The organism is Streptomyces sp. NPDC047000 (assembly GCF_040644295.1).
Classification (GTDB): Bacteria; Actinomycetota; Actinomycetes; order Streptomycetales; family Streptomycetaceae; genus Streptomyces.
This window is the reverse complement of record NZ_JBEYWE010000012.1, coordinates 1-12,479: the sequence shown is the minus strand read 5'-3', so window position 1 is coordinate 12,479 and position 12,479 is coordinate 1. Positions and strand designations below refer to the sequence as shown.

The window sequence follows — 12,479 nt, the reverse complement described above, 5'->3', positions numbered from 1 at the left end:
TCTCCTGTGCCGTGGTGGGTGGGACGGGACGCGTTGGGGGGACGGGGTCAGAGGGTCCGTACGGTGCCGCCGTCGACGACATGTTCGGCGCCGGTGACCGCGCTCGCCCGGTCCGAGGCAAGGAAGGCGATCGCCTCGGCCACCTCTTCGGGCTCGGCGGGCCGCCCCAGCGGGATGCCGCCGAGGACCCGCATCAGCTCATCGAGGGCGACCTCCCGGGAGACGCCGCTCTCGCTCATCCGGCGCGCGAGCAGGTGCTCGGCCCCGTCGGTGCGGATGAAACCGGGCGCGACCGAGTTGACCCGGACACCGGCCGGGGCGACCTCGTTCGCGAGTCCCTTGCTGTAGGTGGCCAGGGCGCTCTTGGCCGCGGCGTACGCCAGCGTCGAGTGGTGCAGCGGCATGCGGCGCTGGATGGAGGTCACGTGGACGACGCTGCCCGACCCGCGCGCCACCATCCCGGGGACCAGTTCGCGGTCCAGCCGGACCGCGGGAAACAGGTTGAGCGCCAGCTCCCGCGTCCACCAATCCTCGTCGAGTACGGCGTAACCGCCGGCCGGGGAACGTGAGCCGCCCACCACATGCACCAGGACGTCCGGCACTCCGACCAGCTCACCCACCGCTGCGGCCGCCGACGCGACACCATCGCGGGTGCTCAGATCGGCCCGGACGAACAGGGGGTCCGCGGTCCGCGGCGGCGTACGGGCGATGGTGACGACCCGCGCCCCGGCGTCGCCGAGCCGGCGTGCCGTCGCGAGCCCGGCTCCCTTGCTTGCGCCCGCCACCACGGCGGAGCGTCCGTCGAAATCGGTGCTGCTCATGACCGCGAGCCTGGACCCTCCCCCGGGGAGAGACTCAAGCACGGCGAGCACGGCGAGCACGGCGCGCTTCGTCCCGAGCGGACGCGTCGAACGCTTTGGCGCGTCAGCACCGTGTGTAAGGCGATGCTGCCGCGTCAGGATGTGGGAGCACGGAGACCGTGAGGACTGACGTGACCAGGTTTGAACACGGGATGAAGATCGCAACGGGCGCAGTGGCGCTTTCCTTCGTCCTGTCCGCGTGTGGCTCTCCGGGGGACACGCGTCCGAATACCGCGCAACAGGTCAGTGCGACGCCGACGGGCAGCCCCACCTTGGATGTTCCGCAGGGGAACGTCAAAGCCGCTGTTCCTGCGACGGTGGCCGTGCGGGTCGACGACGAACTCGGCTCCGTGGTGGTCGACGGGAACGGAAACACCGTCTACGTCTTCGCCAAGGACGAGGCGACTCCAGGCGAGTCGAGCTGTGTCGGGAAGTGCGCCGAAACATGGCGCCCCGTCTCCGCCGACGGCGTCTCCGCGGACACCGGTATCAATCAGGTACTCCTGGGTTCGATAGACCGCGAGGACGGAACAGAGCAGCTGACTCTCGCCGGGAAGCCGCTCTACACCTATGCGAAGGATGAGCCGGGCGACACCAAGGGGCAGGGGTACCAGAAGGCGTGGTACGCCGCGACCGCGGACGGCGCCAGGACCGGTGTCAGCAGGCCGGCTCTGGGCGTCCTCGACAGCCCGAAACTGGGCCGGGTCCTCCAGGACAAGAACGGCCGCACGCTCTATCTCTTCACCAAGGACACCCCCTGGCCGATGACCACGGCCTGCGATGCCACGTGCCGCCAGAAGTGGACGCCGAGCGCCCCGGTCACCGCTGCTGATGCCGAGGCCGCCGGTCTCAGCCCGGAGATCCTCTTCACCTTCACCACGCCAGGCGGCACCGAACAGGAATCGTTCAACTGCTGGCCCGCCTACACCTTCAACGGAGACAAGAAGCCCGGCGAGACGAACGGCCAGGGGGTGAACGGAGTGTGGTTCGCGATCAAGGCCGACATCCCCGGAAGCGACCGGGGCAAAACAGTTCCTGCGGCCGGACGGAACCAGTACTGACTCCCGGCACGACCACAGACAGAGAACCCAGAAGCCCGGTCTTCTGGGCCAGGAATCCGTTCCAGCCGAATGCACCAGTGATGGAAGTCGCCACGCCCAGAAAGGCAGGACTACGACATGGCCTCGGCCGCCGGACACGCTGACGAAGACCCGCAGGACTACCCCTTCGTGGGCGCCACCGCCCTCGAACCGCCCGCCCAGTGGGCCGGGTTGCGCGAGAAGTGCCCCGTGGCGTGGGTACGCACACCCGGCGGTGAAGAGACCGCGCTGCTGACCCGCTACGAAGACGTCCGCAAGCTGTTCGCCGACCGCAGATTCCGCCGGAACCTGGCCGCGGAGGACACCGCCCGGCTGGGCGATTCCGAGGACGGCGCACTGTTCTACAACCCTGATTCCGACGGAGAGGGGACAGCGGACGCCGGCCACGGCCGCGACGACCGGTCCGAGCACGCCCGCTGGCGCGCCGTCCTCACCCGGGCCCTGACCGGGCGGCGGCTCGACGAACTGCGCCCCCGTATCGCCGCGAAGGCCGACGAGCTCATCGACGCCATGACCGCACGCCCGGGACCCGCCGACCTGATCAGTGCCCTCGCGAGGCCACTGCCCCTCTGGGTGATCTGCGAGGCCCTCGCCATCCCGCACCAGGACCAGGACCAGATTCTGCAATGGTCGACGGTCCTGCTCAGCCTCACCCGCCACACGCAGAGCGAGATGGACCAGGCCGGAGGCGATTTCTACGCATACATGATCGCTCACATCGAGAGCAGGCGCGCCACCCCCGGCGACGACGTCATCAGCGAACTCACCGCGATCGTCGATGCGGACGACGGACGCTTCAACGAGCCCGAGCTCGCGAGCGCGGGAATCGGTCTGCTCGTCGCCGGACACGAGACCACCTCCCAGATGATCGGCAAGATGACCGCGATGCTGCTCGCCGATCGCGATCACTGGCGCGAACTGCTGGCCGACCCCGGGCTCGTCCCCACCGCGGTGGAGGAAGCACTGCGTTTCGACGCCAACCACGGCTTCGCACTGCCGCGCTACCTCTCCGCCGACATGGAGTTCGGCGGCACCAAACTCACCCGCGGCTGCACCGTCATGGCCGAGATCGCCGCGGCCAACCGTGACGGGACCGTCTTCCCGCACCCGGACCGGATGGATCTGCGGCGCGCCCCCAACCCCCATCTCACCTTCGGATACGGTCCCCAGATCTGCGTGGGCCGTGAATTCGCCCGCAACGAACTGCGGACCGTTCTCGCCACCCTGCTCAGGAGACTTCCGACGCTCGAACTCGCGGTACCTGCACAGCAGTTGAAGCGTCGGTCAGGGATTCTGGTAGGCGGTCTGGAAGAGCTGCCGGTCCGCTGGTGACAGCCCCGGGCTACCGGCGTGAGCCGCATCAGGGCCAGTAGTGGCCCGCGTGCATTTTGCGCAGGCCGCGCAGCGCGTAGTGCTGGCGTGACTTCACGGTGCCCGGCGGGATGCCCAGGATGTGCGACACCTCGTTCACCGTGCGCCCGTAGACGTATATGAGCACGAGCGCTTCCTGGTGTTCCGGGGACAGGTCACGCAGGAGAGAGACCACATCGAGGGAGAGCAGGAGCGACTCGGCCTGGTCGGGCATTGCCGTGTCGGGGCTGTCGTGGGTGAGGGTTTCACGCCGGGCGTGAGCACTTCGCATCCGGTCGATGATCAGGTTCCTGGTCACCTTGAGCAGCCACCCCCGCATGGATCCCTCCTGGCTGCGAAGGCGTTCCGCGTGGCGCCATGCCTTGATGAACGCCTCCTGGACGATGTCCTCGGCGAGGTGATGGTCCGTCAGTAAATTTCGCGCGTACGCGAGGAGCGCAGCCCTGTGCTCCTCTATCAGGTCGTCCACCTCGCCTGATGTCGAAGAGAGCGCTGTTTCCGCGATGGCCGTGAGCGTCGTCATGGTGTGAAGGTCCTGCTTCTTCGCTGGGCCGGCGGTGTTTCGGTGCGAGCGAGGCCGACCGGCCTCGGAACCGTCCGGCTCTCGGTCAAGGAGCGCCGAGAGTAGGCAGGGGCCAGTGCCGAAAAAGTGACGGAGAAACGGGACTTCGTGTCAGGAGACAACGGGACCGGTCCTCGGACGGAGCCGTCCGCAGTGAGCCGCCGCGTGGCCACAGCCGTGAAGGGGGGCGGGATCCGGTGTCCGTACGGCGGTCTTCATCGCCGTACGGACACCGTCCCGGACCGGACGGCCCCCGGGCCTCGGTCAGAGCCTGGTGACGTCCAGGTCGCCGTCGGCGTAGCGCCTGCGCAGGACCTTCTTGTCGAACTTTCCGACGCTGGTCTTCGGTACCGCCTCGACGATCGTCCAGCGCTCGGGGAGCTGCCATTTTGCGATGTGGCCCTCGTCGGCGAGGAAGGCGCGCAGGGACTCGAAGTCGGCGGTGGAGCCCTCCTTGAGGACGACGGTGGCCAGCGGGCGCTCCCCCCACTTCTCGTCCGGTACCGCGACCACGGCGGCCTCCGCGACGTCCGGGTGGGCCATCAGGGCGTTCTCCAGATCGACTGAGGAGATCCACTCGCCGCCGGACTTGATGACGTCCTTGGCCCGGTCGGTGAGGGTGAGAAAGCCGTCGGGGGAGATGGTGCCGACGTCGCCCGTCTTCAGCCAGCCGTCGTCGCTGAACTTGTCCGCGGGGCGCAGGGGTTCGGCGTCGGGGCCGTTGTAGTAGGCGCCCGCGATCCAGGGACCGCGCACCTCCAGTTCACCGGCCGACTCGCCGTCCCAGGGCAGGCGCTCGCCGCCGGGGCCGGTGAGGCGGGCCTCGACGGACGCCGGGAAGCGGCCCTGGGGCAGCCGGTACGCGAACTCCCGCTCCGTGCCCACCACTTCGGCCGGCGGGCGGGCGACCGTACCCAGCGGGGACGTTTCCGTCATGCCCCAGGCGTGGCAGACGCGCATGCCGAGGTCGTCGAAGGCCCGCATGAGGGCGGGCGGGCAGGCCGAGCCGCCGATGGTGACCTGGACGAGGGAGGAGACGTCGCGCGGCTTCTCGGTCAGCTCGGCGAGCAGGCCCTGCCAGATGGTCGGGACAGCCGCCGCGTGCGTCGGACGTTCGGACTCGATCATCTCGGCGAGCGGCGCCGGCCGCAGGAATCGGTCCGGCATCAGCATGTTCACGCCCGTCATGAACATGGCGTGCGGCAGGCCCCAGGCGTTCACATGGAACTGGGGAACGACGATCAGCGTCGTGTCCTGGTCGGTCAGGCCCATCGACTGGGCCATGTTGACCTGCATGGAGTGCAGGTAGACCGAACGGTGGCTGTACACCACGCCCTTCGGGTCGCCCGTGGTGCCGGAGGTGTAGCACATGGCGGCGGCCTGACGCTCGTCGATCTCCGGCCAGTCGAAGGCCCTGGGCCTGTCCGCGATCAGCTCCTCGTAGTCGTGCACGCGCGCGTGGGCGCCTTCGAGCGGGGAGCGGTCGCCCGGTCCGGAGATGACGACGTGCTCAACCGCCTTGATGTGCGGGAGCAGCGGGGCGAGCAGCGGGATCAGCGAGCCGTCGACGATGATCACCCGGTCGTCGGCGTGGTTGACGATCCACACCAACTGCTCCGCGGACAGCCGGAGGTTGAGGGTGTGCAGGACCGCGCCCATGGCGGGGATCGCGAAGTACGCCTCGACGTGCTCGGCGTTGTTCCACATCAGCGTCGCGACCCGGTCGTCGCCCCGGATGCCCAACTCGTCGCGCAGGGCGTTCGCCAACTGAACTGCTCGGCAGCCGACTTCGGCGAACGAGCGGCGCTGCGGCTCACCCTCGCCCGTCCACGTGGTGATGTGAGAGGTGCCGTGCAGGCGCATTCCGTGGTTCAGGATGCGTGTCACGGTCAGTGGCACATCCTGCATGGTGCCGAACATCGTCGTCTCTCCATGGAGTTGTCGGGCACGGGTGGCTTGATTCGGCGTTTTCGTCGTCGTGGCGTCGGCGTGGCGAGGCGGGCGTCCGACACGGTTGCGTCAGGCGGGCGCCCGCCCGCGTCAGGCCGGGACGGTCAGCCGGAGGGGCAGAACGGGGACCGTCACCCATCCCTCGTCGTCCACGTGCCACTGCCAGTGGGCGCCGGTGGCGTCCCCGTAGACCAGCCCCGTCCACCCCGCGCCCCCCTGCCCGCAGAGGGCCTCCAGTTCCGCCGTCTCGCGTGGCCCCGGGGTTCCGGCCACCACGACCAGGCCGACGACCGGGTGCCGGTGCGCGGGGGAACTCACCGTGCCCGGTGCGACGGTGTCCGCCTTGGCCGCGGGCGGTTCGACACGGGTGAGTTGGCTCAGTCCCGACGGCACGACGGGCGGCGGCGAGCCGTCCGCCCCGCCGAGTACGGAGACGGGAGTCCCAGGCCGGTTGCGGGATACCTCGGCCAGCAGGTTCTGCACCACGTCACGGGCCACCGCGGCGTTCCCGGTCACGCTGAGCACACCGTCGAGCCGACTGAGGTCGACGAAGACCGGGCAGTCGTCCTGGTCGGTACCCACCCTGACCAGGAGCGCCTCACCGGAGTCGGACGGTGCCGCGGCACCGGGCCGAGCCGGCCAGCCGCCAGCGGACGCGGCGCGCTGCCAGCGCGGGCCCTCGACGTGAGTCCATGAGCCGTCGGGAGCGTCCGGTGTGTCGAGCCACGCCGTCACGCCGGTGTCGTCCACCCGCAGCGCGTGGACGGGGACGGCGGGTCGCCGAGGGGTGGCCGCGAAGTCGCCGAGGGTGTCGTACGCCCGTCGCACGGAGTCGGCGTCGGTCGCGAAGCGAAGGCCGGTGGAGCGCCGTACCGCGAGACGGCGGCGGCGCCGGGCGGGATCGCCCAGTCTGCGCAGCGCCCGGCCGACGGCGCCGGCCCAGGACCGGATCCCGCGGCGGCTCACGATGGCCGCCGTCACCAGGGCGAGCACGAACGCGGCGGCCACCGCGACGGCGGAGGCCAGCGGGATGGCGAACACGGTGGTCTGTCCCGCGGACGAACCGCTGTCCGTCGGCGCGGTCGTTGCCTGGGACTGATCCCCGGAACCCGTGGCCGCTCCTCCCGAGGTGTCCCGCGCCAGCTGCACATCGGGTCCCGAAGCGTCCTCGGGCAGCCGCAGGATCCAGCCGGGGTGGAGGGATTCGTCGGGGCTGTCCAGGCTGGAGCCGTCCTTCTGCGCGAGGCCGCGGTTGAGGGCGAAGATGTCACCGGCCCGGCTCTCATCGCCGAGAGTGGCCTTCGCGATCTCGGGGAGGGTGACCGGCGTACCGCCCGTCTGCGCCGGATCCCGCACCACGAAGACCTTGACCAGGTCCCCGTCGGCCGCCGCCGCGGCAGCGGCGACCCCGAGCCCGGCGAGACAGACGATCAGCAGCCCTATGAGGGCCTGCAGCGGGCGGCGCGCCGTGACCGGTCGTGCACCGCTCCCGGCCCTGGCTCCGGGACTGTCGCTCATTGTGTCCACCTCGGTTGTCCGGCATTGACGTGTACCGACTACACGGGGACGGCCCGTCGGAACGTTCGACGGCCGGACGCGCGCCCCTGTCTTCGCCGCATGAACCTTCCGGTGGGCCGGTCTCGTGTATCCGGCGACGCCGCCCGACAGATCACGGACCGTGGTACGGGGGCGGAATCACGCACACCGAAGGAGCAGTGTCATGCCCAATTTCAACGTCAACTCCGACGAGACCTCCAGCACGTCCCAGGCCCTCCTGAGTGACTTCTCGCAGCTTCAGGACAAGCTCAACGAGGTCAAGAACAAGATCCAGAACCTGCTGGCCAACGGGTACAGCACCCCGGCGGCCCAGCAGAAGTTCTCGCCGTTCTTCGACGAGTTCGCCAGCAGCTTCCAGAAGATGAACGAGTCGCTCCAGGGCATCGGGAACTACGTCAAGACGGTCGGCGACGCCTTCGACCAGACGGACAGTCAGCTCGGAAGCAACCTGGGCTGATCACCGCTCCGGCGACCCATCACCCTCCACAGAGAGAAGACGACGAGCAGTGCGATTGACCGTCAGTGTTCGAGAACCGCAGGGCGACGGGGCGTCGACCACCGTCGCGGTCGAGACCGAACCTTCCGCGCCGGTGGGCCGGTTCGCCACGGAGCTGGCGCGGTCGGTCGGAGCCGCGTCGGCGGAGTCTGCGGAGGGGACGGTGGGCGCCGGCCCGGCCCTCTATGTCGGCTCGGCCCCCGCCGACCCCTCCGCCACCATCCAGGAAGCGGGAATCCGCGACGGCATGGACCTCGGCCTGGGTGCTCCCGTGCCCAGCGGGCCGGCTCCCGAGGGACGTACCGAGGTCCGGGTGGTGTCGGGACCGGGCGCCGGCACCGTGTTCCGCCTGGTGCCGGGCGACTACGACATCGGCGGCGCCCCGGGCTGCCCGATCCGTCTCCTCGGCGACGCACCGTCCAGGGCGGCGCGGGTGCGGGTCCGGGTCGACGGGAGCGCGGAACTGTCCTCCCGCGAAGGCGTGTTGCTGGACGGCAAGCCGGTGCCGGACTCCTCGGCGTGGCAGGCGGGCAGCCAACTGCAGGTCAGTAACCACCTGTTGGAGCTGACAGCCCAGCCCACGCGGCGGGCACCGCTGACCGTGGCGCCCGACGGCATGGGGCTCGAGTTCAACAGACCGCCGCGCTTCCTGCCACCGGCGGCGGGAGCGAAGTTCCGGCTGCCCGCACCGCCGACGAAGCCGGACAAGCGGCCGATCCCGCTGCTGCCGATCCTGCTGCTCCCGGCGGGCAGCGTCGCGATAGCCATCCTGGTCACCCACCGGTGGTCGCTCGTCTTCATCGCCCTGCTCTCCCCGATCGCCGCGCTGGCCACCCAGTTCGGCGGACGCAAGCAGGCGATGGTCAAGTACCTGGAGCAGAAGAAGGAGCACGAGGAGGCACTGCGCCGGGTGAAGGCCGACATCAACGGCGCGGTCCTCGACGAACAGCTCAACCTCCGCCTCTCGCTGCCCGATCCGGCGGCACTCCTGCAGATGGCGGCCCAACCCTCCGAACGGCTGTGGGAACGCCGCTGGAAGGACCCCGACTTCCTGTCCGTCCGGGTCGGCACCACCGATCTGCCTTCGTCCCTGACCGTGGACGATCCCACCCAGGACGAGCACCGGCGCACCACCGTGCCACGGCTGAACCAGGTGCCGGTCTCCGTGTCACTGCGCCGCTCCGGGGCCGCGGGCTTCGCGGGGCCGGGCGCGACCCGGCTGGCAAGCTGGGTGACGGCCCAGGCCGCCGCCCTGCACAGCCCCAGCGACCTGCGGGTCGTCGTACTCGCGGGCCCCGACGGCGAGCAGGAATGGTCCTGGACCCGCTGGCTCCCCCACGCCCGGGCACAGGGCGAGGACGCCTACGCCCTCGTCGGCAGCACCGCGGAGTCCCTGGCGCGCCGCGTAGGCGAACTGGGTCAGCTGGTGGCCTCCCGCATCGCGGCCGGACCGGAACTCACCCGCGGCGGGGTGACCGGCCATCCCGACATCCTCGTCGTACTGGAACAGGCCCGCCGCGCCCGGTCGCTGCCCGGCGTGATCGCGCTGCTGCGCGACGGCCCGTCCGTCGGCGTGTACACGCTCTGCATCGACCGCGAGGAGCAGTTGCTGCCGGAGGAGTGCGGCGCCGTCGTCGTCCTCACCCCCGGCACGCAGTCGCTCCGGCTGCGGACCGACGGCGGCGGCGAACTCGACGGCGTGCGGGCCGACTCGCCGAATCCCTTCTGGTACGAGCACTTCGCACGTGCGCTGGCCCCGCTGCGCGGCGTCGGCGACAACGAGGAGAACGCGCTGCCGGGCTCCGTACGGCTGCTGGACGTGCTGGGCATCGAACCGCCGACCCCGGACGCGGTGGTGGCCGGCTGGTCGCTCGGCGGCCGCAGCACCCGAGCCGTGCTCGGCACGGGCTACGACGGGGACTTCGCCGTCGACCTCGTCCAGGACGGCCCGCACGCCCTCATCGCGGGAACCACCGGCAGCGGCAAGTCGGAACTGCTGCAGACCCTCGTCGCCACCCTCGCGGTGGTCAACCGGCCGGACGAGATGACGTTCGTCCTCGTCGACTACAAGGGCGGCAGCGCGTTCGCGGAGTGTGCCGAACTGCCGCACACCGTCGGTCTCGTCACCGACCTCGACACCCAGGAGGTGGAGCGCGCGCTCATCTCGCTCGGCGCCGAACTCCGGCGCCGCGAGACGCAGTTGGCGGCGACCGGCGCCAAGGACATCGTGGACTACCTCGACAAACGCTCGCGCGGCGGGAACGTACTGCCGCCGCTGCCCCGACTGGTCCTGGTCATCGACGAGTTCGCCTCGATGGTCCGCGAACTCCCCGACTTCATCACCGGGTTGGTCAACATCGCCCAGCGGGGCCGGTCCCTCGGCATCCACCTGGTCCTGGCGACCCAGCGTCCGGGCGGTGCCGTCACCCCGGACATCCGGGCCAACACCAACCTGCGGATCGCGCTGCGCACCACGGACGCCTCCGAGAGCCGGGACATCATCGACGCCCCCGACTCCGGTGACATCTCACCGGCCACCCCCGGGCGCGCCTACGCCCGCCTCGGCCCATCGGCCCTGCTGCCGTTCCAGGCGGGACGGGTCGGCGGCCGGCGCCCCGGCGGAGCGGCGGCGGACGACACCCCGATCACGGTGCGCGCGGAGCCGGTCTCCTGGCACAACCTCGGCGGCCCGCTGCCCGCGACGACCGTACGAGGCTCCCGGGCGAAACAGACCGAGGCCGTCACCGACCTCGCCGTCCTGGCCGGGGCCATCGCCCGCGCGGCCGAACTCCACGGAACGCCACGCCAGCCCAGCCCGTGGCTGCCGCCGCTGCCCGAGACCCTGACCTGGACACCGCCCCCCGCGCCCCAGGACGGCACCGACCGCCCGGCGGCACTGCCCGCCGTCGAGTACGGCCTCGTGGACCTCCCGGCCCAGCAGGCGCGCACCGCGCTCACGTTCGACGTCGACCGTGCGGGCCACCTGCACATCGTGGGCTCGCCCCGCAGCGGCCGCTCGCAGACCCTGCGCACCCTGGCCGCCGCACTGGCGCAGGCCCACGGAGCCGACGACGTGCACCTGTACGGCATCGACTGCGGCAACGGCGCGCTCAACGCCCTGGCCACGCTGCCGCACTGCGGTGTGGTCGTCGACCGGGGCCAGACCGAACGCCTCGGCCGGCTCCTGGACCGCCTGGGCTCCGAACTCACCGCCCGCCAGAGCATCCTCGGCACCCGCGGCACCGCCGACCTCACCGAACTGCGCGGCACCCAGGCACCAGGCGAACGACTCGCCCACATCGTGCTGATGATCGACCGGTTCGAGGTCTTCGAGCGGGAGTTCGACACCTACGACAACGGCAGCTACATGGAGCGGCTGCTGCGACTGCTGCGCGACGGAGCGGGCGCCGGCATCCACGTCGTACTCGCCGGCGACCGGGTCCTGGGCGGAAGCCGGTTCGCCGGCACCACCGAGGACAAGATCGTGCTGCGGCTCAACGACCGGCAGGACTACTCCAGCGTCGGCATCCCCACCAAGTCGGCCCCTTCCCAGCCCGCTCCCGGGCGCGGCATCCGCGTACAGGACCTCAGCTCCGTACAGATCGCCGTCCTCGGCGAGGACCTGTCCGGCACCGGGCAGGCACAGGCCCTCACCGACCTGGGCCACGAACTCACGGTGCGGGAGCAGCCGGTCCCCGCACACCGGCGCCCCCTGCGTCTGGACCTCGTCCCCGACCGGATCACCTACGCCGACGCCATGGCCCTGCATGCGCCCGGCGGGCCGATGAGGCCGCTGGTGGCCGTCGGTGGCGACACCCTGACCTCGCTCGGACCCGACCTGTCCGACGTGCCCTCGTTCGTCATCGGCGGCCCTCCGCGCACCGGTCGCAGCACCGCCCTGTGCACCGCCTCGCTCTCCCTGCTGGCCGCGGGGACGGGTCTGCTCGTGCTCGCTCCCCGTCGCTCGCCGCTGCGGTCACTGAAGGGCCGGCCAGGGGTGGCGGACGTGATCACGGACGCCGAGGTGTCCGTGGACGATTTCCGGCGCGCGCTCGGCCAGATACCCGAGGAGAACGGAGTCATCGTGATCGACGACGCGGAACTCTTCATGGGCTCGGAGATCGACTCCGATCTCGCGCTGCTCGCACGCGGCGGCGCCGGCGCCGGATGGGGCGTGCTCGCCGCCGGCAACGCCGAGTCGCTGTCACTGAGCCTGGCCGGCTGGATGGGTCAGATGAAACGCAACCGCTGCGGAATGCTCCTCTCCCCCCAGGGACTGGGCGACGGCGAGGTCATCGGGGTCAGGCTGACCCGGGGACTCGTCGGCGCGGCGCCTCAACCGGGGCGCGGGCTGCTGCACTTGGGCGATGGAACTCTGCGGGGGGTGCAGGTGCCGTTCGCCGAGCCGGAGGTCTGAGTCTGAGGTCTGAGGTCTGAGGTCTGAGGTCTGAGACAAGGTCCGGATAGAGGGAGAGGCGCCCCCCCCCGGGGGGGGGGCGCGGGCCCGCAACAGCCACGGGGGGGCGGGGGGGGGAGGGCGCAGCGGGGCCGCGCCGCCCCCCACCGGGGGGGGGAGGGGGCGG

The 12,479-nt window shown here is 71.0% G+C and carries 8 protein-coding genes; 4 read left to right on the top strand and 4 right to left on the bottom strand.

Annotation, left to right across the window (positions count from 1 at the left end; translation table 11 throughout):
• Positions 1-47 precede the first annotated feature (47 nt).
• Positions 48-821, bottom strand: coding sequence for an SDR family oxidoreductase (locus ABZ862_RS20070; RefSeq protein WP_360959860.1), 774 nt, complete (start codon positions 819-821; stop codon positions 48-50).
• Between the two features lie 362 nt (positions 822-1,183).
• Between ABZ862_RS20070 and ABZ862_RS20065 the strand changes: the two genes are divergently transcribed.
• Both ABZ862_RS20065 and ABZ862_RS20060 read left to right on the top strand, forming a co-directional pair.
• Positions 1,184-1,921: a hypothetical protein gene (locus ABZ862_RS20065; protein ID WP_360959858.1), complete on the top strand. Its 738-nt coding sequence runs from the start codon at positions 1,184-1,186 to the stop codon at positions 1,919-1,921.
• A 117-nt stretch (positions 1,922-2,038) separates the two neighbouring features.
• Positions 2,039-3,292 (top strand): cytochrome P450, encoded by a 1,254-nt coding sequence (locus ABZ862_RS20060; protein WP_360959856.1) that lies wholly within the window; start codon positions 2,039-2,041, stop codon positions 3,290-3,292.
• A 28-nt stretch (positions 3,293-3,320) separates the two neighbouring features.
• On the opposite strand, the gene ABZ862_RS20055 is transcribed toward ABZ862_RS20060, so the two are convergent.
• The 3 genes from ABZ862_RS20055 to ABZ862_RS20045 form a co-directional block, all read right to left on the bottom strand.
• Positions 3,321-3,854 carry a sigma-70 family RNA polymerase sigma factor gene (locus ABZ862_RS20055; protein ID WP_360959854.1) on the bottom strand — a complete coding sequence of 178 codons (534 nt, stop codon included), beginning with the start codon at positions 3,852-3,854 and terminating at the stop codon, positions 3,321-3,323.
• A 303-nt stretch (positions 3,855-4,157) separates the two neighbouring features.
• A complete protein-coding gene (locus tag ABZ862_RS20050; protein ID WP_360959852.1) occupies positions 4,158-5,813 on the bottom strand; it encodes a long-chain fatty acid--CoA ligase in 1,656 nt (551 codons plus the stop codon).
• 120 nt (positions 5,814-5,933) lie between these two features.
• Positions 5,934-7,361 carry a hypothetical protein gene (locus tag ABZ862_RS20045; protein ID WP_360959850.1) on the bottom strand — a complete coding sequence of 476 codons (1,428 nt, stop codon included), beginning with the start codon at positions 7,359-7,361 and terminating at the stop codon, positions 5,934-5,936.
• 202 nt (positions 7,362-7,563) lie between these two features.
• On the opposite strand from ABZ862_RS20045, the gene ABZ862_RS20040 reads away from it, so the two are divergent.
• Both ABZ862_RS20040 and ABZ862_RS20035 read left to right on the top strand, forming a co-directional pair.
• Entirely contained in the window at positions 7,564-7,857 is a 294-nt protein-coding gene (locus ABZ862_RS20040; protein ID WP_360959848.1) for a WXG100 family type VII secretion target, read from the top strand.
• Positions 7,858-7,906: 49 nt separating this feature from the next.
• Positions 7,907-12,313: an FtsK/SpoIIIE domain-containing protein gene (locus tag ABZ862_RS20035; RefSeq protein ID WP_360959847.1), complete on the top strand. Its 4,407-nt coding sequence runs from the start codon at positions 7,907-7,909 to the stop codon at positions 12,311-12,313.
• The last annotated feature ends 166 nt before the right edge of the window (positions 12,314-12,479 follow it).